Source organism: Kitasatospora sp. MAA4 (genome assembly GCF_029893355.1).
Taxonomy (GTDB): Bacteria; Actinomycetota; Actinomycetes; order Streptomycetales; family Streptomycetaceae; genus Kitasatospora.
The window spans coordinates 206381-228508 of the sequence record NZ_JARZAI010000003.1 but is presented as its reverse complement, the minus strand read 5'-3'; the positions used below and the strand labels follow the sequence as shown (position 1 = coordinate 228508).

Sequence of the window (22128 nt, the reverse complement as noted above, 5' to 3'; positions counted from 1 at the left end):
CGCCACTCCGACCCCCAAGAGGCTCGACATGGCTCTCCACCTCACCGAAGCGGGCGGCGACACCGCCCCGTCCCCGCAGGCCGAAAGACCGTCACCGCTCGACCTCGGCGCACTGGACGGCGGGACGCAGAAGAACCGGCTCCAGCAGCGCCACCTGACGATGATCGGCCTGGGCGGCGCCATCGGCGCGGGCCTGTTCGTGGGATCGGGCGCGGGCATCGCCGTGGCCGGCCCCGGCATCGTCGTCAGCTACGTGCTCGCCGGCCTGCTGATGCTGGCGGTGATGCGGATGCTCGGCGAGATGTCCGCGGCAGCACCCTCCACCGGCACCTTCTCCCTCCACGCCGAGCGGGCCTTCGGCCCGTGGGCCGGCTTCACCGTCGGCTGGCTGTACTGGAGCCTGCTGGTGGTCGTCCTCGCCATCGAGGCCACCGGCGCCGCCGGAATCGTGCACGCCTGGATCCCGGGTGTGGCCACCTGGGTCTGGGTGCTGCTCTTCATGGCGGTGCTCACCGCCACCAACCTCGCCGCCGTCGGGGCCTTCGGAGAGGCCGAGTTCTGGCTGGCGGTGCTCAAGGTGGGCGCCGTCGTCGGCTTCCTGGTCCTCGGTTCGCTGGCGCTGTTCGGGCTGCTGCCCGGGACGCACGCCGTGGGGCTGTCCAACGTCACCGGGCACGGCGGAATGCTGCCCGCGGGCTGGCACGGTGTGCTGACCGGGACACTCGCGGTGCTCTTCTCCTTCGGCGGGGCCGAGATCGTCGCCGTCGCGGCCGCCGAGTCCGACGACCCGGTGCGCGGGATCAGCCGCTCGATGCGCAGCGTCGTGTGGCGGCTGATGCTGTTCTATGTCGGTTCGATGGCTCTCATCGTGGCGCTTCTCCCGTGGAACGAGCTGAAGGTCGGCGAGAGCCCGTACACGGCGGTGCTGGACCACATCGGGATCCCGGCTGCTGCCCAGCTGATGAACGTCGTGGTGCTGTCGGCCCTACTGTCGGCGCTCAACGCCAACCTCTACAGCGCCTCCCGCATGGTCCACTCGCTGGCCCGACGCGGCGAGGCGCCGGCCGGTCTGCTCAAGGTCTCCGGCCGCGGGGTGCCGCGCCGCGCGGTGCTGGCCTCCGCCGCGTTCGGCTTCGTCTCCGTACTGCTCAACCTGATCTGGCCGCAGACGGTCTTCCTCTGGATGCTGGACTCGGTGGGCGCCATCGGGCTGGTGGTGTGGATCAGCGTCGGCATGTCCCAACTGCGCCTGCGGGCCCGGATGCAGCGCGACGCGGAGCGTCCGGCCGTCCCGATGTGGGGCTTCCCCTATGTGACCCTGCTGGCGCTCACGGCGATGGCGGCCGTCCTGGTCCTGTTGGCGGCCGACGGCTCCACCAGACCGGAGGTGGTGGGGACCGGGCTGCTGACCGCCGCCGTACTGGTCGCCGCGGCGGTCCGGAGCCACTTCTCCCGGCGGGCGACCGCCGCCGAGTGATCATGACGGCCGATGCCGGGGCGCGCCCTCCGTCCGGGGCGCGCCCTCTGCCGTGGGAACGGCCTGGGCTGGCGGGTGTCCCAGCTCGGTGAGGGTCTCCACCAGCCACTCCCGCTCCGCCCGGCTGGTGGCCCGGGCCATCACCAGCATCCCTCTGCGGTACCGGTCCTCGATGTCCCGGATCCGGAGCGGGGTGCCGGAGCGGTGGAAGAAGCTCGCCGGTGCGGTGAGGAAGTCCAGCCGCCGTTGCAGGACCCGTGCCTGGTCGGCGGGGTCGGGCAGTTGGCCGAGGAAGGCCAGCAACGTGAAGAAGGACCCGCCGTCCGTGATCTCGACCTCCGCCGGCCCGGCGAGCCGGCGGAGCAGCTCCCCCCGCCCGGAGGCGGTCAGGCTCAGCACCTGCCGGGTGGGGCCCCGCCCGGCACTCTCGGCGCTCCGCTCGACGAATCCCGCGTCTCGAGCCCGCTTGATGGCCGGATACATGGCACCGTCGCTCAGCGGGCGGGTGTGCCCGGTGAGGTCGGTGATGCGCTTCCGCAGCTCGTAGGCGTGCATCGGCTCTTCTGCGAGGAAGCCGAGGATGGCCAGTGTCAGCACGGTGCTCCCCTGGGTCATGGGCGGGCCTGTGATCCCGATCTTACCTCGATCAGAGTTAGCCGAAAAGAGGTAACTCTAGTAGAGCTATCTTCCAGTGCCTCTTTCCGAGCCACACGAATAGAGTTACTCTGCTGCAGGGACGACCACCCGGCCGACTGCGGAGGAGAGAACCGATGGCAGCTCCGACGATGCAGGCGGCTGTGGTCGAACACCCGGGCGGCCCCGAGGTCCTGCGGCTGCGTCATGTCCCACGCCCCGAGGCGCGTCCGGGCCAGGTACTGGTCCGCGTCATGGCGTTCGGGCTCAACCGCTCCGAGCTCTTCACACGGCGGGGCTGGTCCCCCTCGGTGACGTTCCCCCGGATCCTCGGCATCGAGTGCGTCGGGGTGGTCGCCGAGTCGTACGAGGCCGCCCTGCCCGTGGGCACCAAAGTGGCCGCAGCGATGGGCGGGATGGGCAGGACGTTCGACGGCAGCTATGCCGAGTACACCCTGCTGCCCGCTTCACAGCTCATGCCGATCACGACCGACCTGCCCTGGGAGGTGGTGGCGGCCCTACCCGAGTCGTACCTCACCGCCCAGGGCTCCCTGGAGACCCTCGAACCGCAGGCGGGGCACCGACTGCTCATCCGGGCGGCCACCTCCTCGGTGGGCATGGCGGCGCTCGCCCTCGCCCGGGAGCTGGGAGTGGAGATCGCCTGCACCACCCGCAACCCCGCCAAGGCGGACGCACTGCTGCACGGCGGTGCGCACCACGTCGTCCTGGACGACGTGGACCTGCCGACCGGCGTGCGCAAGCTCTGGCCCGACGGCGCCGACCGCGTCCTGGACCTCGTCGGCGGCCAGGCCCTGCTCGACTCGCTGCGCTCGACCGCCCCGCGCGGGCGGGTCTGCAACTCCGGGATTCTGTCGGACTCCTGGACCATTCCCGCCTTCGAGCCGCTGGAGGACATCCCGTCCGGCGTCTACCTGACCACCTACTCCAGCAGCCTGATCAACTCGGGCAGCTGGGCCGTGCGCACCCTCCAGGAACTCCTGGACCGGGTCGCGAACGGAGGCTTGCACCCGGCGACCGACCAGGTCTTCCCCTTCTCCCGGCTGGCCGACGCGCACAGCCACATGGAGAGCAACAACGCGATCGGAAAGGTTGTCAGCCATGGCCCAGGACTCCCTGCATGACGCGACAGCAGTACAGGAGCCGCCGGCTCCGCCCACCGGAGCCGACACCCGCAGGACGTTGCTCGGCCTCGCCGGGCCGGTCTACTTCGAACTGCTCTCCGGCGTCGTCGCGGGCGTCATCGACACCCTCTGGGTTGCGCGCCTGAACGAGGCCGCGATCGGTGCCGTGGCCATCGCGACGAGCGTCGAGAACGTCCTGCTGGGCGTGATCCTGATGGTCAACATCGGGACGACGGTCCTCATCTCCGGCGCGATCGGCCGCAAGGAGACCGGGGGTCTGCGGACCGTCATGCGCGCGGTGGGCGTGCTCTGGCTGGCGATCGCCCCGGCCGTCGCGATCGGCGGCTTCCTGGCCCGGAAGGACATCGCGGGGCTCTTCACCTCGGACGGCGGCGAGGCGTTCCGACTCACCGTCCAGTTCTTCGCGATCTCGTTCCCCGGCATCGCGGTGTTCTTCGCGCAGAACGTCATCGACGGGATCTACAAGGGGACGGGCGACACCCGCACCCCGATGCGGATGGCGATCCTCGCCAACGCGCTGATCCTGGTGCTCGACCCGCTGCTCATCTACGGCCGCGCCGGGCTGCCCCGAATGGGGGTCCAGGGCGCCGCACTGGCCATGGTCATCGGCCGCGGCGTCGCGCTCGCCACCAGCGTGACGCTGCTGTACCGCAAGCGTCTCGGCGAGCAGAGCGACGCGGGGAACACGGGCGGCCTGAGCCTGTCCCAGGCGATCTCCCGCATCCTCGGGGTCGGGCTGCCGGCCTCCGCGGACTTCGTGATCCGGATGGCGGCGGGCATGGTCCTGGTCGTGGTGGTCGCCGGATTCGGCGAGGTGCCGCTGGCGGCCTACGGCATCGGCATCAAGGTCCTGGTGTTCGTCACGATGGCGTTCTACGCCGTGCGGCAGGCCGCCAGCATCCACCTGGCCCGCACCGGCGGCTCGCACCCCAACGCCGCGCACGACATCGGGCGGCAGTCGCTGCTCCTGGCGAGCCTCATCGCGCTCGCCGCGGGCGCCGCGCTCGCGGTGGCCGGAGGCGCCCTGGTCTCCGCCTTCACCAGCGACGACGCGGTCGTCCACCAAGGCACCGTCCTGATGTGGTTCTTCGTCCCGTACCTGCTGGCGATCGCCGGCACGGTCAGCCTGGGCGGGGTATTCGTGAGCGGCGGCCACGCCAGGTCGATGCTCTGGGTCGCGCTGCTGGGCTCGGTGGTCCAACTCCCGCTCGCGTACGGGCTCAGCAGCATCTCCGCCCTGGGGATCCGCGGCGTGTGGATCTCGATGGTGCTCGGAGCCGTGGCGCAGTTCACGCTCTCGTACGCGCTGTTCCGCCGGTACTGCCCCGCGCCGGCCCGGACCGCCGCCCCTGCCCCGATCCCCGCGCCGGCCACCGCCGACGTCTGAGACCGGTCAGTTGAACAACCATCACGGGCCGGGCACCGACAGGTCAGTCGGCGCCCGGCCCGCGGTGTGACCACCGGTGCGCTACGAGACTGCGGCGGCGAGCGGCAGCTCGGCCCGGTAGACGGCCAGGTCCCCCGAGCCTGCCATGCCCGAGCTCCGCAGGCGTTCGAAGAGCTGGGCCCGCAGCGCCCCGCTCGATCCGACGGCGAACTCGGCTTCCGGGTCCAGCTCGACCCGGAAGCCGTCCGCGAGCAGCCTGACCCTGAGGTCGTGCACCGCCACCCCCCGGCTGTCGAGCACCGCCCGCACCGTCTCCTCGGCACGCTCCACGCTGTGCAGACGGCTCGCGGTCACGGGTACGCCGACGCTGATCCGGGAGGCCAGGCACGGTGCCGCGGGCTTCTCGGCGACCCGCAGGCCCCAGGCGGCCGACAGCGCCCGGATCATGGGCTTGCCGAACCCCGCGAGGGCGAGCGGCTCCACCACCGCGAGCTGCCTGGCGGCGGCGAGCCCGGGGCGGTGCGGCGACAGGTGGTCGTCGGCGTGGGTGCCGGTGGCGACCGCGGCCAGCCCGCGCTCGGCGGCCAGCGCGCCGATCTCCGAGAGCACCGTCCGCTTGCAGAAGTAGCAGCGGTCGCCGGAGTTGGCCCGGTAGCCGGGGTCGGCCAGCTCGTTCACGCCGACCTCCGCGAGTTCCGCGCCGAGGTCGGCGGCGGTCCGGCGGGCGTCCGCCAGCTCCCTGGCGGACAGGCTCGGGGAGACCGCGATCGCGGCCAGTACCCGGGAGGGCGGTAGCGCCCGAAGCGCGGCGGCGAGCACCAGGGAGGAGTCGACCCCGCCGGAGAAGGCGACCGCGACCGAACCCAGTCGTCGGCACTCGTCGAGGAGTCGGCCAGAGGCGGCCCTGAGCTCGGCTTCCGATGGTTGCACTGTGACCTCCATACGGATTGAGTTTACAAGAGTCATCACATACCTTAACTCAAGTGAGCACTATTCCAGCCCATAGTCAACATTCCCCCGAGGTCACCGAGTTCGCGTGCCTCGACGTCGACCGCCGGCGCCGGACCGGGGCCCCCGAGGCCGTCTACGCGGCCGGCAAGACACCCGACCAGACCCTGGCCCTGCTGGCGGCGATGCGCGTCGGCGACCCCGCGACACCCGCTCTGGCCACCCGCTGCCCGGACGAGGTCCTGCGCCGGGCATCCGACAGCTTCCCGGGCGAGCGGGTGCACGTGGACACCGCCGCCAGGACCGTTGTGGTGGGCGACCTCCCCGAGCCGTTCGGCGAGGTCCTGGTGGTGACCGCGGGCACCTCCGACCTACCGGTGGCAGGTGAATGCCTGGCCACGCTGCAGGCACTCGGCATCGGCAGCCGCCTGGTCACCGACGTCGGGGTGGCGGGTCTGAGTCGACTGCTCGACCGACTACCGGAACTGCGCGCCGCCGACTGCCTGGTGGTCGCGGCCGGCATGGAAGGGACGCTGCCCGGCGTCGTCGCCGGCCTGGTGACCGCCCCGGTGGTGGCCCTGCCGACCAGCGTCGGCTACGGCGTGAGCGCCGGCGGCCTGGTCGCCGCGGCGGCGATGCTGGCCTCCTGCAGCCCGGGTCTCGCCGTGGTGAACATCGACAACGGCTTCGGCGCGGCGATGTACGCGGCCCGCATCCTCGGCGCCAGAGACCGACGAGACGTACGGGACGTACCCGCAGACCCGGCAGACCCGGCAGGCCCTGCCGCCGCCGCACGGAAGGGGCCCGCCCATGTCGGCCACTGAACCGCGGGTCGCCGTCGCGCACCTGGACTGCACCGCCGGAGTGGCCGGGGACATGCTGCTCGGCGCGCTGCTCGGCGCGGGAGCCCCGCTGGCCCCGGTCGCCGAGGCGGTCGCCTCGCTCGGCATTTCCGGGCTGCGGGTACGGGCCGAGACCACCCGGCGCGGTGGTTTCAGCTGCACCCGGGCGATCGTCGACGTCCCGGAGGTACCCGACCACGAGCGTCATCTCGCCGAGGTACTCGAGCTGGTGGCCGGTGCGGCGCTGAGCCCGGCCGCGGCGGACTTCGCCCGGCGGGTCTTCACCCTGCTGGCCGAGGCCGAGGGTGCCGTGCACGGCACCACCGCGGAGCAGGTGCACTTCCACGAGGTGGGGGCGCACGACTCGCTCGCCGACGTGATCGGCTGCGCGGCCGCGCTGGACAGCCTGGGCCTGCTGGCCGATCGGGCCCGGGTGAGCTGCTCGCCGCTGGCGGCCGGCTCCGGCTCCGTCCGGGCGGCCCACGGGCTGCTGCCGGTACCGGTACCGGCTGTCCTGGAGCTCGCCCGGCTGTCCGGTCTCACCCTCACCGCCGGTGGCCTGAGCGGCGAGTGCACCACGCCGACCGGCGCCGCACTGGTGGCGGTGCTCGCCCGGCAGGGGCCGATGCCGGCCATGACGGTCCGGGCCACCGGCTGCGGCGGCGGCTCCCGTGACACCCCGGACCGTCCCAACATCACCCGCATCGTACTCGGCACGGCCGACACCGCGGGTGCGCCCGAAAGTCCGCACCACGAAGGGGTGTTGGTGGTGGAGGCCACCGTGGACGATCTGGACCCGCGGGTCTGGCCGTCGGTCCTGGACGCCCTGCGGGCCGCCGGTGCGTGGGACTGCTGGACCACCACGACGCTCGCCCGCTCGGGCCGGCCCGGTCAGGTGGTGACCGCCCTGTGTGCCGAGGAGGTCCGGCCGGCGGTACTCGACGTGCTGTACCGCCACACCTCGACGCTCGGCGCACGGTGGTCCCGGTGGGACCGGGCGGTGCTGCCGAGGACCGCCGAGACGGTCCGGGTCGGGCCCGAGGACGGGCAGCGGGAGCTCTCGGTGAAGGTGGCACTGCTCGACGGCGAGGCCGTCACCGTGCAGCCGGAGTACAGCGACGCGCTGCGGGTGGCGTCCGAGCTCGGCTGGCCGGTGCGGGCGGTCTGCGAGGCCGCCGTCGCCGCGTACCGGCTCTCCCGGAGCACGGCCTGAGAGCCCGGACGTGAAACGCGACCTCGGTCAAAAACGGCCGATGGTGGGGGCGGTCCGCCCCCCACCATCGGCCGTTTCCGATCAGTCAGACACCGCTGGCTACCGGCAGGCCCACCTCGGCCAGCCGCTTCGGCCGCTGCAGGGTCCGGTCGAGGCTGCCCAGCAACGAGCTGAGCGTGGCGGTCAGTTCGAGCCACTCACTGGGGTTCAACGCCTGCTTGCCGTCGCAGAGGGCCTGCTCGCCGTCCGTGTGGATGTCCAGCAGCAGTCCGTCCGCGCCCACCGCAGCGGCGGCCAGCGCAAGCGGCCGAACCAGGTGGCGGTGGCCGGTGCCGTGGCTGGGGTCGACGATGACCGGCAGGTGGCTGAGCTTCTTGGCCACCGGGATCGCGCTGAGGTCGAGGGTGAAGCGGGTGGACCCCTCGAAGGTGCGGATGCCCCGCTCGCAGAGAATCACCTGCGAGTTCCCCTGGGCGAGGATGTACTCGGCGGCGCCGAGCCACTCGCTCACCGTGCAGCCGAAGCCCCGCTTGAGCAGGACCGGCTTGCCGGTCCTGCCGGCCGCCGCCAGCAGGCTGAAGTTCTGTGCGTTGCGCGTGCCGATCTGCAGCACGTCGGCGTACTCGGCGACCAGGTCGACCGTGCTCGTGTCCACCACCTCGGTCACCACGGGCAGCCCGGTCTCGGCCCTGACCTCGGCGAGCATCCGCAGCCCGGTGAGGCCGAGGCCCTGGAAGGCGTAGGGCGACGTGCGGGGCTTGTACGCGCCGCCCCGCAGGGCCACCGCACCGCCGGCCCGGGCGATCGAGGCGGTGCTCGCCAGCTGCTCCGGGGTCTCCACCGCGCACGGGCCGGCGATCAGGGCGAAGTCGCCGCTGCCGATCGAGGCACCGGAACCGATCTGGACGACGGTGTCCTCCTCCGCCGCCTCCCGTGCGGTCAGTGGCCACTCGGCGTGGGTCGTGATGACTCGCTCCACCTGGCCGAGGGACCGGAGCCGCCCGGCGAGGGCGGCGTCGGCCTGCGGCAGATGGGCGACGACCCGAGCGCCGATCCGACACGTAGTGGCGGATCGCTGAGCCTCCGTGTGGCGGGCCAGCAGGTCGAGGACCAGACCCTCGTCCGTCTCATTGAAGATCACCAGCATTGCGTCTCCATCTGTGGCTATGGACAGGAGTCAGCACGGCAGCCTCCGGGGAAGCTGTCGCCACACCCCTTTCTTAACAGTAGTAAAGTTGGTCACAGGCCCACTTGACAATAGTTTCCTTCGAGGTGGCCTGGAGTTATTATTTGGCTCCGGCCCCAACGACCCCTCAGGACCCGGACTTGAGGTCCAGCTCGTTGATCGCGCGCCAGCTCTGCAGAGCGGGCCGCAGTGCGCCGATCTCCTCGTACAGCAGCGCGGACTGGCGCAGCTGCTCCACCGCTTCCGCGGCCCGTCCCAGGCGGCCAAGGGCCTTGCCCCAGGCCGCGTACAGCCGCGCCCGATCCATCGCGACCAACGGCGCGCCGTTCTCCACCACCGACCGGCACTGCTCCTCCGCGCCGGCGGCGTCGCCGACGGCCAGCAGGTACCTGGCCTGGATGCTGTCCACCAGCGGCCGGTTGGCGCCCGGGGACACCTCCACGATGGAGTAGGCCACGTCCAGATAGGTCCGCGCCGTGGGCAGCTCGACCTCCAGGTCGACCAGGATCGACGCGGTGGCGGTACAGAACCGCAACCACTGCCTGACCGGCAGGTCCAGGCCGCTCAGTATCCGCCGGGCCTCCAGCAGGTGGTTGACGGCCTTCATCGGCTGGTCGCCGCGGGAGTAGGCGGTGGCCGCCGCCCAGTGCGCGGAGCCCACGATCGCCGGGACGCCGGCCTGCTCGGCAGTGTCGAGCATCTCGTTCACGAGCGGGTCGATCTGGGTGTCCCGGTTGAGCTCGCAGACCACGGACAGCCGCACCCCGAGCATGCGCACGTGCTCGGTGGTGCCCGTGAAGCCGCTCTTGGCCAGCAGGCCCTGGGCCTTCTCCGTCGCCTGGTAGGCGGCGGTGAGCCGGCCGCTGTCGCGGGCCGCGCCGGCCAGGTCGACCAGCGCCTTGAACCGGGTGCTCTCCCGGTCGGTCCCGTCCGCGAGCTCGACGAGCTCGACCGCCAGGCGGTGGCGCTCCTCGTTGGCGCCGAGGGTGGTCAGCACCTCGCAGAGGGCGAAGCCGACGTTCAGCCGCTCCCAGGTCGACGGGGAGGCGTCGGGATTGACGTAGAGGCGCTCCAGCTCCTCCCGGGCGGTGTCCAGAGCGCCGGCGCTCATGGAGTTGCGCGCCAGGATGAGCCGAGAGGCGGCGTCCGCCCGGATCTCGGGCTCCTCCGCGGCCGGCTCGGCCAGGCTCTCGCCGAGGAGCGGCCCGCCGGGGAGCTCGCTGCCGGTCAAATCCTGGAACTGGACTCCGAGGACTCTGGCCAGATGCATCAGGACATCCAGGGCCGGCATCCGGGCCCCCGACTCCACGAGCGAGATGTAACTCGCTGTCACAACTCCGCCGGCCAGGTCCCGTTGAGAGAGTCCACGCTCGCAGCGCAACTCTCTCAGCTTGATGCCGAACTCGGGTTGCTGGAGCTTCAGGGCCTTCACTGGGGCCTCCTTTAGTACAGGTTGTGATCCGGAGCGCTCCATACCTGACTGCTGTCAACAGCTGAGGTTTACCCCACGTGCGCGAAGCCAATGATAGGACGACCACGCGCCAGAGCGTGTTACGAGGGATGCGCCCTCTTGTTGTGAGACACGCAACCGAAGCATACGCATCAGTTAACTGTTCACATAGGGCACAGGCAGAGACATTTGCAACTGTAACGGCTATGGACGGTGCCCATCGGCCACTGCGAGCAGCCCATGCCAACTGGCTCCATGTTGACTATTGTCATCCCGGGCTGGCGTTGACTAGAGTGAAACCACTAACTCTAGTCAATGCGTGAGAGGTTGCCATGAGCTTCGTGTCCAACTCCGTCAGGTCTTCCCGCACCCCCCTCGGGAACGACTGGCCCTGGCTGATCCTGCCGAACTGAAACAGCCTCTCCCTCGGTCTCTTCCCAGGTCAAAGCGCCGTAGCGCGCTCATTCACCGCCCGGAGACCACCGCCCGGCGTACGGAGGACTCGTACGCCGGGTCCTCTCCTTTGACCCCCCTGCCGTCCGCCGGAGGACCCGCGTCCATGGGAAGCCCCGTCAGCACCTTCGTCACTGTCAGCAGCCCTGCGGCCGATCCTGCCAGGCCCCATGTCGTGGTCATCCACAGATGGCGCGACAGTTACGCCCACTACCTCGACTACCTGGATCACGACCGATACTTCGTCACCTACATCACCACCGAGGTGGGTGAGGTCGGAGTTCCCGCCAAGGCCGCCGAGGTGGTCCTGGTGCCGGCCACCGACGACCTGGCCGTCGTACGGTCGGCGGTCGCCTCCCTCGCGCAGCGGTACGGTGCCCCGAGCGCCGTCGTCGGGCTCAAGGAGGACGACCTCCTGGTGGCCGCCGAGCTCCGGGTCGAGTGGGACTGCCCCGGCCAGCGGCCCGAGGAGCTGCTGCCGTTCCGCGACAAGCTCCTGATGGCGCAGGCCGTCGCCGCCGAGGGCCTGCCCCTGCCGACCTTCGCACCCGCACCGGACTCTGACTCGGTCATGGCCTTCGCCGGCGAGCACGGCTGGCCGGTCGTCCTCAAGCCGAGGATCGGCAGCTCCAGCGAGGGTGTGGTGGTCATCGACGGGCCCGCCGAGCTCGCCGAGGTGCACTTCGAGACCCGGAGCCCGTCGATCGTCCAGGTCCGGAACCCGCATCCGATCTACCACGTGGACGGCCTGTTCCGGGACGGCCGCACCGAGGTCTTCCGGGCATCCCGGTACCTCAACACCTGCCTGGGCTTCCGGACCGGCGACGTCCTGGGCTCGGTGGAGGAGGACGACCCGGCCGTGGTGGCCGCGGTCGGCACGTGGGCCTCCCGCTTCATCGGCGCTCTCGCCGCCGACCCGGTGGTCTTCCACCTGGAGGTCTTCGTCGAGCGTACGGACGACGGGATCACCTGCTCCTTCCTGGAGACCGGGGCGAGGGTCGGCGGCGCCGAGATCCCGTTCCTCTGGCGCGACATCCACGGTTACGACCTGATGGAGGCCGCCTTCCGGATCCAGCTCGGCGAGGCACCGCACCCCGTACCGGACGAGGCGGCCGACGCTGCGGGCGCAGTGGCCGGCTGGCTGCTGGTACCCGCCCCCGCCGAACGCCCCTGCCGGATCGACCTGGTGACCCCGATGGTCGGCCGTGACCCCGGCCCGTACGCGGAGTCCCTGCTGCAGGCCGGAGAGGTGCTGCCGCTCGCGGATGCCTACTACGAGCACGTGGGCGGCCGCTTCCGGTTCCGCGGACACAGCTCCGCGGAGGTGGAGGCGGCGATCACGGCCACCGCGACGGACTTCAAGGTGACGGCGGAGCCGCTGAGTCCCGCCGTCCTCTGAACCAGGCACACCAGCAGCAGCACTGACGGAACATCACCTCGCGGTCCCAGCAGGCCCGCGGAAGGAGAGCACAACAGAATGAGCACACAGGGTTACGTCGCCATCGTCGACGCCTACGCCGCGGCCAAGGAGCTCGCCCCCGCCTTCGAGAAGGCCGGCTACGGCACGGTCCGGGTCCAGAGCACCGCCGAGGTGCCGTTGGTCTACCAGGGCGGTCTCGATCTCAGCGGGTTCGTGGACAACATCGTCCACGAGGGCGACTTCGAGCGGACGCTGGCGGCCCTGGCGGAGTACAAGCCGGTAGCGGTCCTGCCCGGCGGCGAGCTCGGGGTGGAGCTCGCCGACCGGTTGAGCGAAGCCCTCGGGCTGCTCACCAACGGGACGGCGCTCAGCGCGGCACGCCGGGACAAGTTCACCCAGATCGAGCAGATCCGCTCGGCCGGCCTGCGGGCCGCCCGGCAGCTGCTGATCGAGGACGACGAGCAGCTCCGCGCCTGGCACCGGGAGACCGGCGGCCGGATCGTGGTCAAGCCGGTACGCAGCGCCGCCGGGGACGGCGTGTCCTTCTGCGACACGCCGGAGCAGGCCGTCCAGGCCTTCCGCACCCTGCTCGGCCGGGAGAACGTCTTCTCGCTGCGCAACGAGGGTGTCGTCGCCCAGGAGTATCTGGTCGGCAGCGAGTACATGGTCAACACCGTGAGCCGCGACGGCGTGCACCATGTGACCGACATCTGGCGGACGGGCCGGCTCTCGGTCAACGGCGTCACCGACCTCGCGGTGGAGAACACCCTGGTCGACTCCGGCTCGTCCGACGCGCGGCTGCTCTGCGAGTACGCCTTCCAGGTGCTGGACGCCCTCGGGATCCAGCACGGCCCCGGCCACCTGGAGATCAAGCTCACCCCGAACGGCGCGTGCCTGATCGAGGCCGGCGCCCGGATCTCCGGCGGCGACCTGCCTGCCTTCACCAGGCTCTCGGTGGGCGAGTCGCAGGTCGAGTGGATCGTCGACGCCTACCTCGACCCGGAGCGCTTCCACGCACGTTCGGCCGAGCCGTACGTGATCAAGCGCTACTTCGCCTGGGCGGCGATGGCCTCGCCGGTGGAGGGCGTCCTCAAGGGCTACCGCGGGCTGGACCAGGTGCGCGCGCTGGAGAGCTTCCGCGAGCTGCGGATCCTGGTCGAGCCTGGACAGCCGATCCGGCGCACGATCGACGACCTGAGCAACGCGGTCATGCTGACGCTGCACCACGACGTCGAGGAGGTCGTGCTGCGGGACCTGAACACCGTGCGCTACCTCGACGGCGCCGGCTTCTACGAGCTCGAAGCCGCCGACGCCAACTGACGGCCGCACAGCGGAAAACCGACTGGGCTCGGGAGGAGAAATCCTCCCGAGCCCAGTCGGTTTTCGGGTGACGCGATCAGAGGAAGTGTCGGCCGCCGTCCACCACCAGGGTCTGCCCGGTCACCGCACCGGCGGCGTCGGCCAGCCAGGTCACCGCGTCGGCGATCTCCTGCGGCCGCACCACTCGGCGCAGCGCCGTGCTTGCCGTGATGCCCGCCATGACCGGTCCGGCCAGCTTGTCGGTCATCGCGGAGTCCACCGGCCCGGGGGCCAGGGCGTTGACCCGGATGCCCAGCGGGCCGAGCTCGCGCGCGGCACTGCGGGTCAGCCCGATCAGACCGGCCTTGGTGGCGGCGTAGTGCGGACCGAAGGCACCGCCGGTGAGCGCGGCCACCGAGGAGATGTTGACCACCGCTCCCCGCGAGGCCGTGAGCAGCGGCAACGCGGCCTGCACCAGCAGGAACGGAGCGGTCAGGTTGAGCTGCAGCGCCTCCTGCCACTCCTGGAGGGTGACGTCGGCGAACGATCGGGGGCTCGCGCCGCCGGCGTTGTTCACCAGGACGTCCAGCCGGCCCCACTCCTTCTCCACCCGCTCGACCAGGCCGGCCGGCCCCTCGGGAGTGGTCAGGTCGGCCTGGAGCAGCAGGATCTCGCGGCCGGCCGCTTCGGCCCGGGCCACCAGCGGGGCCAGCGGCTCCGGAGAGCGCCGGTACTGCAGGGCCAGCCGCGCTCCCCGGTCCAGGAAGCCCTCGGCGATGGCCCGGCCGAGGTCCCCGGTGGCACCGGTGATCAGCACATGTGAGGTGTCAGAGGTATCAGTGGTCACGCCTGTCACGTCCGGCTCTCTGCTTGTGCGCGCGCGAAACCGCGCGCTTCCATCAGGAATTGGCTCAGCTGCCCGTCGTGCGGGAATTGCGGGTCCGCTCCCCAGTCGACCACCGGGCCGTCCAGCACGCTGCGCACGGTGGGCTCGTCGAGGGCCTGCCGGAGCACGTCCTCGGCGTGCGGGTGGCCGGTCTCGGCGAGCACGGTCAGTGCCAACGAGCCGCGCATCGGCGCGATCCCGTCCTGCGGTGTCCAGGGAGCCACCCAGACGCAGGGGAAGGGCAGTTCGACGCCGAGCCCGGGGTGGTCGGGGCGGTCGCAGCGCAGCACGGCGGGTCGCAGCACGGCGTAGCCGTCCACCAGCGGGTGGCGCTCACCGGCGTAGTGCGCCGCGCTCACCTCCACGGCACCGGCCAGCAGCCCGTCGAGAGTGCGGTAGAGCGCCGCGGCCTCCTCGACTGTCCGGGCGGGAAGCGCCGATCCGGGGTCGGTCACCGGCAGCACCGGCAGTTTGGCGAGCCGGTCGGCGAGCGCCTGGGCGAGCCGTCCGTGGTCGCCGTCGGTGAACACCGCGGTGGTGTTGGTGCACCGTACGCCACCGTCCCCGGCGATCTCCCGGACCAGGTGGTCGAGGTCCTCCTCGGACGGGTTGTCACCGAGCACGAGGACCTTGGTCCGGCCGGGGCCGCGTACCTTGACGCGGTCCGAGCCGCCGTAGCGGGCCTCGGACTCCGGGCCGCCGTAGACCATCGCGAGGTCGGCCGCCGCCACCAGGGCGTCCGCCGCGGCGTGGGAGCCGGGCAGCAGGGTGGCCCACCCCGGCTCCAGACCGGCGGCCCGCAGCGCCCGGATGAGCCGGGCGGGGGTGAACGGGTCCCGGGCGCCGGGGCGTACGGCGACCCGGTAGCCGAGCGCCAGGGCCTGCAGCCAGGAGGTGTGCACGCCGGGGTGGTTGCTGGGTGCGACCACCCCGAGCACAGAGCCGCGCGGCACCCAGCGCGCGCCCGCCCCGACGCCGGCCGGGCGCTCGCCGGCCAGCACCGATTCCAGCCCCGCGGTGAGCACGGGGTAGCGGTCCAGGGCACGCTCGGCGACGCCGACGGGGGTGCCGGTGGCGAGCGCGTGCGAGCGGGTGTACTGCTGCGGGCTCTCACCCCCGAGCTCGGCGGTGCGGAAGAGCTCGCCGGCCGTACGCAGCGCGGCCAGCCGCTCCTCGGTGCTCTGCTCGGGAGCACGGCGCTGCTCGTCCAGTGAGCGGCGCACCAGCAGCGGCGGGGCCTGATCCACCTCCGCCAGGGGCTCGCCGCTGAGCGCGAGCACCTGCGCCACCTCGTGCGACCGGTACTCGCCGGTCGCACGTAGTACGGGAACAGAATGCATGTCAGACCAACTCCTCAGGGGCCGGCTGGGGAAGCCCGGCGGTGCTGCGCTGGCCGGGTACGCGGAACTGGGTGCGCTCCTCCGGGTTGACCGCCGTGCCGATCGCTTGCCGGAAGCCCGCGATCTGGATGGCGCGTGGGGGGCAGCCCTCCAGGTAGACCCCGGCCTCCCGGTGGTCGTACAGGGCGTTGCCGACCAGGACAACGGCTCCGCGCAGCGGCGGCAGGGTCTCGTGGGCCCCGCAGATGACGGTCAACTCGCCCGGGTAGGCCATCAGTTCGTCGTGCAGGCGGGACAGCGCCGCGGCGACGAAGCGGCGGCAGCTCGCACACGCCGTCTCGGCGTGGATGTGGATGCCCTCGCGCGGGGGGACGATCCGGCTCGGCGCCCGGTTGATCCGAAAGGCCAGGTCGCCCAGGGGTGTGCCGCGGGTCTCGACGTCCGCCAGGCCGGCCGGGCCGAGGCCGCGCTCGTGCGCGTACCGCAGGTAGTCGAGCTCCTCGGGGTCCACCCCGGCCAGTTCCGCGGTGACGGTGTCCACGGCCGCGGCGCTGGTGGAGGCGGCGAGGAAGCCGACCGGCCGGACTTCGCCGGCCATCGGGTAGTTGCCCTCGATCACCGAGGTGACGTCGCTGACCACGAGCTGCTGCGGGCGCAGGACGTTGAGGTCGACGATGCTCTCCTCGACCCCGGCCATGTGGACGATCCTGGTGGTGTAGCCCGGGAGCAGCCCGACCAGGTTCTTCATGGCGTTGGTTAGGACGACGCTGGAGTGCGTGCGCAGTTGCGGTACGCCGATGAAGTAGTCGCAGTCGAGCACGATGTCCGGTACGGCGATCGGTACCCGCAGCGAGGTGGCGTCCGGGATCTGGGTGATGCGGACCGGGCGGTCGTCGAAGGACACCACCTCGGCGTACCGGTGGATCTCGCTTCCCTCCAGCACCTGGTGGAGGTTGCGGGTGCGCTCACCGACGAAGACCTTGGCGCCGCGGCCGGCGGCGATCCTGGCGAGTGCCACCAGGATGTCCGGGTTGCTGCGGAAGCCGGGCTTGAGCTGGAACATGTTGGGTTTGATCAGGACACGCATCCCGGGTTCCAGGGCGTCGAGCGGGGAGTCGAGGAGGTCCAGGACCTCCTCGACCGCGTCCGCCGTGGCCCGGGCATCGGCGCCCCTGGTCCTGGTGAGCGCCACGACTGGGCGCGATGTGGGCACGATCAGGGCTCCTCTGTACGGGGTGGGGCGGACGCCTCGGACGGTCAGCCCGCCCAGTTCTCGAAGACCAGGGCCCGGGCCGGGGCGGCCTCGGCGCCGGACACCAGGATCGGCAGCGCGACGAGGTGCACCTCGCGCTCGGTGATCCGGTGCAGGTTGCGGATGTTCTCCAGGATCGGGATCTCGGCCTTCAGCAGGCGGCGGTGGATCGGGAAGCTGCGCTCGCCCTGCTTCTCGGTGACGCAGTCCATGCCGACCAGCGCGGCGCGGCGCTCGACGATCCAGTCCGCGGCGGACGGGGCGATGTAGGGGGCGGTGTCCCAGTAGTCGGCGTCGCCCAGGTGGCGCTCCGGGTGGTCGGTGCGGATCAGCAGGCGGAAACCCTCCTGCCAGACCTCGCCGACGGCCTTCTCCAGGTCGTCGCCGGTGATCGGGTCGCGGTCCTGCTTGTTCGAGAGGTCAGCGATGACGGCGGCACCGACGAAGGTGTCGACCGGTACCTCGTCGATCTTCTGGCCGTCCTGGAAGAAGTGGTAGCCGCTCTCGATGTGGGTGCCGTTGTGCGGGAAGAGCTTGAACTCGGTGAACGTTCGGCCGGCCCCGCAGGGGTCGGTCGCCGGCGTCATCACGGCGTTGGACGAGAACTGGGGGTACCAGGCTGCCTCGTAGGAGGGCATCCCGTCGTACCAACCCTGACTGATGTCGACGAAGGTCATCTCTGCTCCCGGAAGTCGGCGGGGCTGTGGTTGACAACCCCAAGGCATTGACTTGAGTTAATCTCGATGGTGACGGTAGTTGCCAACTCTAGTCATGACAAGTGTTGACTAGAGTCGTTTCCGAAGTTAGAACTGTCTTTCATGAGCGATGCCTTCCCCACAGAGGGACACGGGATCCCTGGGGTCACCACGCTCGAGCTGACGGAGGTGGCCGGCTGCTTCGCTCGCCCGGACATCGCGGGCCGGGTGCCGGCTGTGCTGCTCCTGCATCCCTCCGGGGCCTGGGACCGGCGCGGATCCGTATCGGACGACGTTTCCAACAACGGAGAGGTCTTCCTCTTCGACGATCTGGCGGCGGCCCTGTTGCGGGCCGGAGTGGCGGTGCTCAGGTTCGACACCCGGTTCGTCACCGCCAGGCGTGAGGATCGCTGGGAGCCCGGCCGGGTCACCTTCCCCGGTCTGGTCGAGGATGCCGTCGCCCTGCTGCGGTATCTCCAGGCGCACCCGGGGGTCGACCCCGACCGGATCAGCTTGCTCGGCATCTCGCTGGGTACGCAGGTGGCTGTGTCCGCGGCCGGCGTGACCGGCGGCAGCAGTCGCCTCATCCTGGCGGCGCCCCTCACGGTGTCGTTCAACGAGCAGCAGCACTGGCTGCAGGTCGGGCGCCGGGTGGAGTGGTTGCTGGCAGCCGGCCTGGTCGGCCCGGACGGTGAGGTCGACCTGCAGCAGGTCGCCGAGCTCGCGACCGAGCGGAGCGGCTGGTGGGACGAGTTCGATCAGGCAGCCTTCGGCGAGGGCCCGGTGTCGTTGGAACGGCTGGCGGGAAGCCTGCAACGTGACTACGCCCAGTGGGTGCAGAGCGTCTGCCGCGACGGGGACGACTTCGCCCCTGCGGAGTACTGGCGGTCCTGGCGCGCGCAGCCTGCGGTCCAGCACATGCTCTCCGGGCTACGAGGCCGGGTCTGGCTGCACGTCGGCGACGACGACCGGACGACGCCGCCCCGGCAGTCCTGGCTGCTGGCGGACTCGGCGCCGGAGAGCTTGAGGGTGGAGGTGGCAGTCCATCCTGGGCTCAGCCATCTCATGTCCCACCGGGACGGCGCCGGGCGGCTCACCTACGGGCCGATCGCAGCGTCAGCTCTGGCGGCGCTGACCGCCTCGGCACTCGCCGACTAGGTCCTGTCCGGGGATCGGCCCGCCGCCGACGGTCAGCGCCGAGTGATACCGGTCGCAGCACCGAGAGATATTCATTGGCCAGATAGGGAGCACCTGAGTGACAGCCCCGGTTGACTTCGGAATCGCCGCCCTTGCAACCGCATTGGGCGAACCACAGGACGTCGCTGCGACTGTCGGCGACTACGTCGACGACCCTGAGCGCGTACTGCGCTGGGGCTACCACACGTACCACCGCGCCGCACCGGGGACGACCCCGACCTCGCTTGCGGTGCGTGCGGCCGAGGCGGCCCTCGCAGAGGCCGGCGTCGACGGCAAGGATCTCGATCTGCTGATCGTCGCCAACTCGGAGATCCCCGAATACCTCCACTGGGACTTCTCCGCCTCGGTGGCCCGGGCGCTGGGGTTGAAGGAGACCCCGTCGCTACTGCTCACCCAGGCATGTGCCTCTGGGGTCCTGGCCTTCGAACAGATCGCCGGGACCTTCGCGATTCGCCCGGACGTCGAAAATGTCCTACTGGTCGCGGTCAACCAGGTCAGCGAGGCGCACCGGAACCGGATGCGCACCAACACCTGCCTCGGCAGTGACGGCGCAGCCGCGGCGCTGCTGCGCCGCGGACACTCGGCACTGCGTTGGCTGGCCACCGAGCAGATCACCGACCCCGAATGCGCGGACTTCTTCAGGGCCGAGTACGGCGGCAGTGCGGTCCCCGTGCCGCCTGCGGGCCTGAGCAACCTGGAAATGGACCCACTGACCCGGGTTCACGAGCACTTCGAACGCGACCCGCGTCGGCTGCGTGAGTTCATCACCACGCTCAACGCGCGAATCGGTGGGGTGGTCGACCGGGCGTGCAGTCGTGCCGGTGTGGCGCCCGGCAAGATCGCCAGGCTGATCTACCTGAACGACAACCAGCACTCGATCGCGGATGCGGCGAAGGCCGTGGGCCTGCCCATCGAGCGCAGCAACGCGGAACTCGCCGCCCGGCTCGGCCACTGCGGTGGCGCCGACCAGCTGATCTGTCTTCGCGAACATGTGAACCAGGGAGACCTCCAGGCGGGGGACGTGGTCGCGCTCGTCGGGATCGCTTCGGGGATGCACTGGTTCTGCACCCTTCTTGCCATTTGACGCCTGCCCAAGGGGATCTCATGCCACTCACGACAACCCCGCAGGGGGCTCTGCTCGACCGGGTCAGGCAGGCTGCCCGAGCCGGTCGGCTGCCCGACGCCGGGGATCTGCGTGCCCTCGATGACGCCGCAGATCCCGCCGCGCTCCGATTGGTGGGCCGTGCACTGGCCGCTCTCGGCAATCGCGGCGAGGACGACAGCGCGGGTGCTCTGCGACCGGTCAGGGTCGGACTGTTGGCGACCTCGACCCCCGGCCCGCTGGAGCAGCTGTTCCGGGCGGTGCTGGTCGCGGCCGGCATGCTTCCGGATATTGCCACCGGCGAGTACGGACAGTTCGAGGCCGATCTTGCCACGACACCAGAGCGGGTCTTCGACGGCCGCGACGCCGTCTGCTGTCTGCTGGACGATTCCTGGTTTCTGCCCAAGGGCTGGGACGGATCTTCCGTACCGGATCTGCTGTCCTATGTGGAACGGCGGGTCGAGGACCTGTGCGACCTCGTCCGAGCCGCAGCTGACAGTGGCTCATCCTCCCTGATCGTCCTGCACACTGTTCCGCTCAGCACGACGGTGCGTGACGCGGTGGTGTCCTGGCGGGACAGAGCGGGACTCAGCAGGACGTGGTACCGGTTGAATGCCGCACTGCTCGAACTCGCTGAATCCCCTGCGGTCGTGGTGGTGGACCTGGTCGGGCTACTGGCGGATTCGGCCGTTCCGGCTGCTGATGACCGGCTGCGCCGTTACGCCGACATCGCGTACACCGATGCTGCGCTCCTGCTGCTGGCGAAAGAGTGGCGTCGGGTTCTGCAGGCCAAGTCCGGCCTGTCCCGCAAGGTGCTCGCGCTCGACCTGGACAACACCTTGTGGGGCGGAGTGCTGGGGGAGGTCGGCCCGACCGGGGTGGAACTCGGCGGCCTTTATCCGGGCAATTGCTACCAGGAGTTGCAGCGGACTGCCCTACGGCTGCGCAATCAGGGTGTGATCCTCGCACTTGCCAGCAAGAACGACGAGGGCCCCGTGATGGAGGCGCTGCAGGAGCACCCGGAGGTGCTGCTCCGTCCCAGTACGTTCTCTGCGCAGGCGGTGGACTGGTCTCCGAAGGCCGGCAACCTCAGCGGGATGGCAAGTCAGCTGGGGCTGGCGACTGATGCTTTCGTCTTCATGGACGACTCCCCGTTCGAGTGTGGGCACGTGGCAGCGGAGCTCCCGGACGTAGCGGTGGTCCCCGCCGCTGGTGATCCCGCCGAACTCGTCCGCCGGCTGCTGGGCAGAGGATGGTTCGACGTCCTGGAGCTGACTGACACTGACCGACAGCGTCCCTCGCTGTACCAGGAGCGGGGGGAGCGGCGTCGGTTCGAGGCTGGTTTCGCCTCCTCGACGGCGTATCTGCACGGGTTGGAGATATCTGCAGACATTCGGCGAGTCGGACCGTACGACGTCCAGCGGGTCGCGCAGCTCGCGGCCAGGACGAACCAGTTCAACCTCACCGGGGTCAGGTTCGATGCTCTGGAGACGGCACGGATGGCCGAGGACCCTGGTTTCCTCACTCTCGCCTGCTCGGTGGCCGACCGTTTCGGTGACGAGGGGTTGGTCGGTGCCTTGTGGGTGGAGAAGCGAGAGGACATATGGCGGGTCCTCAATTTCGTGATGAGTTGCCGCGTCCTGGGCCGCGGGGTCGAACTCGCCATGCTGGGGCGACTTGCAGAGTTCGCGCGTGAAGCCGGTGCGGCGCTTGTCGAGGGTGAATATGTCCGCTTGCCCCGGAACGGAATGGCGGCGGATCTCTGGGTTCAGGCAGGGTTCACGCCGAGTGCCGCGGAGGAGGACGGGACGCGGCTGTTCAGGCTCGCCCCGGAGAACGGTAGCGAATTGATCCCGCAGTGGATCCGGATTCAGGAGAGGCAGCGATGAGCCGGCCGGAAACCGTTGGAGCCATGTCCGAGGCAGGTGGGACCGAGGTGATCGAACAAGAGCTCATAGCGATCCTCTGTGCGGTGTTGGACGCCGATCCTGATGAGTTTGATTCCGGAACGAGAATTGCCGGGCACGCGAACTGGGACAGCATGGGTTCGCTGGAAGTCATGGTGCAGATCGAGAACGCCTTCGCTGTCCGGCTTGACCTTCGCGCCTACCACGCCGTCAGGACCGTCGCGGAGCTGGCAACACTGGTGCGCACCACGAGCAAGTCCGGTTGACCGCAGGTACGT

The 22128-nt window shown here is 70.6% G+C and carries 19 protein-coding genes; 11 read left to right on the top strand and 8 right to left on the bottom strand.

Translation table 11 applies throughout. The annotated features are described in order from the left end of the window. The first annotated feature begins 160 nt into the window (after nt 1-160). Nucleotides 161-1477, top strand: coding sequence for an amino acid permease (locus P3T37_RS05640; protein ID WP_280722478.1), 1317 nt, complete (start codon nt 161-163; stop codon nt 1475-1477). Here the strand turns inward: P3T37_RS05640 and P3T37_RS05635 are convergent, their stop codons facing one another. After that, nucleotides 1478-2092, bottom strand: a complete 615-nt coding sequence (locus P3T37_RS05635) for a PadR family transcriptional regulator (RefSeq protein WP_348533213.1) — start codon at nt 2090-2092, stop codon at nt 1478-1480. A gap of 155 nt (nt 2093-2247) precedes the next feature. On the opposite strand from P3T37_RS05635, the gene P3T37_RS05630 reads away from it, so the two are divergent. Then, nucleotides 2248-3252, top strand: coding sequence for a zinc-binding dehydrogenase (locus P3T37_RS05630; protein ID WP_280722287.1), 1005 nt, complete (start codon nt 2248-2250; stop codon nt 3250-3252). After that, nucleotides 3230-4660 carry an MATE family efflux transporter gene (locus P3T37_RS05625; RefSeq protein WP_280722286.1) on the top strand — a complete coding sequence of 477 codons (1431 nt, stop codon included), beginning with the start codon at nt 3230-3232 and terminating at the stop codon, nt 4658-4660. Before P3T37_RS05630 ends, P3T37_RS05625 begins: the two co-directional genes overlap by 23 nt. Before the next feature lie 81 nt (nt 4661-4741). On the opposite strand, the gene P3T37_RS05620 is transcribed toward P3T37_RS05625, so the two are convergent. Beyond that, nucleotides 4742-5590: an asparagine synthase-related protein gene (locus P3T37_RS05620; protein WP_280722285.1), complete on the bottom strand. Its 849-nt coding sequence runs from the start codon at nt 5588-5590 to the stop codon at nt 4742-4744. A gap of 53 nt (nt 5591-5643) precedes the next feature. Between P3T37_RS05620 and larB the strand changes: the two genes are divergently transcribed. Together larB and larC are read left to right on the top strand one after the other, a co-directional pair. Further along, complete coding sequence (larB, locus tag P3T37_RS05615) at nt 5644-6432, top strand: nickel pincer cofactor biosynthesis protein LarB (protein WP_280722284.1); 789 nt, start codon at nt 5644-5646, stop codon at nt 6430-6432. Further along, nucleotides 6419-7663, top strand: a complete 1245-nt coding sequence (gene larC / locus P3T37_RS05610) for a nickel pincer cofactor biosynthesis protein LarC (protein WP_280722283.1) — start codon at nt 6419-6421, stop codon at nt 7661-7663. The genes larB and larC overlap by 14 nt, the downstream gene beginning before the upstream one ends. A gap of 85 nt (nt 7664-7748) precedes the next feature. Here the strand turns inward: larC and aroF are convergent, their stop codons facing one another. Then, complete coding sequence (gene aroF, locus P3T37_RS05605; RefSeq protein WP_280722282.1) at nt 7749-8810, bottom strand: 3-deoxy-7-phosphoheptulonate synthase; 1062 nt, start codon at nt 8808-8810, stop codon at nt 7749-7751. Between the two features lie 166 nt (nt 8811-8976). Further along, nucleotides 8977-10281 (bottom strand): helix-turn-helix transcriptional regulator, encoded by a 1305-nt coding sequence (locus P3T37_RS05600; protein WP_280722281.1) that lies wholly within the window; start codon nt 10279-10281, stop codon nt 8977-8979. A 577-nt stretch (nt 10282-10858) separates the two neighbouring features. On the opposite strand from P3T37_RS05600, the gene P3T37_RS05595 reads away from it, so the two are divergent. Together P3T37_RS05595 and P3T37_RS05590 are read left to right on the top strand one after the other, a co-directional pair. Further along, nucleotides 10859-12151 (top strand): biotin carboxylase, encoded by a 1293-nt coding sequence (locus tag P3T37_RS05595; protein ID WP_280722280.1) that lies wholly within the window; start codon nt 10859-10861, stop codon nt 12149-12151. Nucleotides 12152-12229: 78 nt separating this feature from the next. Beyond that, nucleotides 12230-13492 (top strand): ATP-grasp domain-containing protein, encoded by a 1263-nt coding sequence (locus P3T37_RS05590; RefSeq protein ID WP_280722279.1) that lies wholly within the window; start codon nt 12230-12232, stop codon nt 13490-13492. Nucleotides 13493-13568: 76 nt separating this feature from the next. On the opposite strand, the gene P3T37_RS05585 is transcribed toward P3T37_RS05590, so the two are convergent. Genes P3T37_RS05585 through P3T37_RS05570 form a run of 4 tightly spaced genes read right to left on the bottom strand, consistent with a single transcriptional unit; the run spans nt 13569 to nt 17626 of the window. Then, on the bottom strand, nt 13569-14318 hold the full coding sequence (locus P3T37_RS05585) for an SDR family oxidoreductase (protein WP_280722278.1): 750 nt from the start codon (nt 14316-14318) through the stop codon (nt 13569-13571). A 5-nt stretch (nt 14319-14323) separates the two neighbouring features. Further along, on the bottom strand, nt 14324-15697 hold the full coding sequence (locus P3T37_RS05580; protein ID WP_280722277.1) for an aldehyde dehydrogenase family protein: 1374 nt from the start codon (nt 15695-15697) through the stop codon (nt 14324-14326). A 1-nt stretch (nt 15698) separates the two neighbouring features. Further along, the gene (locus tag P3T37_RS05575) at nt 15699-16910 is read right to left on the bottom strand and encodes a DUF362 domain-containing protein (RefSeq protein ID WP_280722276.1); all 1212 of its coding nucleotides are present in this window, start codon (nt 16908-16910) and stop codon (nt 15699-15701) included. Nucleotides 16911-16954: 44 nt separating this feature from the next. Further along, complete coding sequence (locus P3T37_RS05570) at nt 16955-17626, bottom strand: cyclase family protein (RefSeq protein WP_280722275.1); 672 nt, start codon at nt 17624-17626, stop codon at nt 16955-16957. 141 nt (nt 17627-17767) lie between these two features. Here P3T37_RS05570 and P3T37_RS05565 point away from each other — a divergent pair, with 141 nt between their 5' ends. The 4 genes from P3T37_RS05565 to P3T37_RS05550 all read left to right on the top strand — a co-directional run bounded on the left by P3T37_RS05565 (nt 17768) and on the right by P3T37_RS05550 (nt 22116). Next, nucleotides 17768-18802, top strand: a complete 1035-nt coding sequence (locus P3T37_RS05565) for an alpha/beta fold hydrolase (RefSeq protein WP_280722274.1) — start codon at nt 17768-17770, stop codon at nt 18800-18802. Between the two features lie 97 nt (nt 18803-18899). Further along, the gene (locus P3T37_RS05560) at nt 18900-19925 is read left to right on the top strand and encodes a 3-oxoacyl-[acyl-carrier-protein] synthase III C-terminal domain-containing protein (protein WP_280722273.1); all 1026 of its coding nucleotides are present in this window, start codon (nt 18900-18902) and stop codon (nt 19923-19925) included. 20 nt (nt 19926-19945) lie between these two features. Then, nucleotides 19946-21832 carry an HAD-IIIC family phosphatase gene (locus P3T37_RS05555; protein ID WP_280722272.1) on the top strand — a complete coding sequence of 629 codons (1887 nt, stop codon included), beginning with the start codon at nt 19946-19948 and terminating at the stop codon, nt 21830-21832. Next, on the top strand, nt 21829-22116 hold the full coding sequence (locus P3T37_RS05550) for an acyl carrier protein (RefSeq protein WP_280722271.1): 288 nt from the start codon (nt 21829-21831) through the stop codon (nt 22114-22116). The genes P3T37_RS05555 and P3T37_RS05550 overlap by 4 nt, the downstream gene beginning before the upstream one ends. Nucleotides 22117-22128: the final 12 nt, after the last annotated feature.

What these genes read in the sequence shown, in the direction of transcription:
- P3T37_RS05640 (WP_280722478.1), top strand. Translation starts at nt 161, where the DNA reads ATGATCGGCCTGGGCGGCGCCATCGGCGCGGGCCTGTTCGTGGGATCG.
- P3T37_RS05635 (WP_348533213.1), bottom strand. Translation starts at nt 2,092, where the DNA reads ATGACCCAGGGGAGCACCGTGCTGACACTGGCCATCCTCGGCTTCCTC.
- P3T37_RS05630 (WP_280722287.1), top strand. Translation starts at nt 2,248, where the DNA reads ATGGCAGCTCCGACGATGCAGGCGGCTGTGGTCGAACACCCGGGCGGC.
- P3T37_RS05625 (WP_280722286.1), top strand. Translation starts at nt 3,230, where the DNA reads ATGGCCCAGGACTCCCTGCATGACGCGACAGCAGTACAGGAGCCGCCG.
- larC (WP_280722283.1), top strand. Translation starts at nt 6,419, where the DNA reads ATGTCGGCCACTGAACCGCGGGTCGCCGTCGCGCACCTGGACTGCACC.
- aroF (WP_280722282.1), bottom strand. Translation starts at nt 8,810, where the DNA reads ATGCTGGTGATCTTCAATGAGACGGACGAGGGTCTGGTCCTCGACCTG.
- P3T37_RS05595 (WP_280722280.1), top strand. Translation starts at nt 10,859, where the DNA reads ATGGGAAGCCCCGTCAGCACCTTCGTCACTGTCAGCAGCCCTGCGGCC.
- P3T37_RS05590 (WP_280722279.1), top strand. Translation starts at nt 12,230, where the DNA reads ATGAGCACACAGGGTTACGTCGCCATCGTCGACGCCTACGCCGCGGCC.
- P3T37_RS05580 (WP_280722277.1), bottom strand. Translation starts at nt 15,697, where the DNA reads ATGCATTCTGTTCCCGTACTACGTGCGACCGGCGAGTACCGGTCGCAC.
- P3T37_RS05570 (WP_280722275.1), bottom strand. Translation starts at nt 17,626, where the DNA reads ATGACCTTCGTCGACATCAGTCAGGGTTGGTACGACGGGATGCCCTCC.
- P3T37_RS05565 (WP_280722274.1), top strand. Translation starts at nt 17,768, where the DNA reads ATGAGCGATGCCTTCCCCACAGAGGGACACGGGATCCCTGGGGTCACC.
- P3T37_RS05555 (WP_280722272.1), top strand. Translation starts at nt 19,946, where the DNA reads ATGCCACTCACGACAACCCCGCAGGGGGCTCTGCTCGACCGGGTCAGG.
- P3T37_RS05550 (WP_280722271.1), top strand. Translation starts at nt 21,829, where the DNA reads ATGAGCCGGCCGGAAACCGTTGGAGCCATGTCCGAGGCAGGTGGGACC.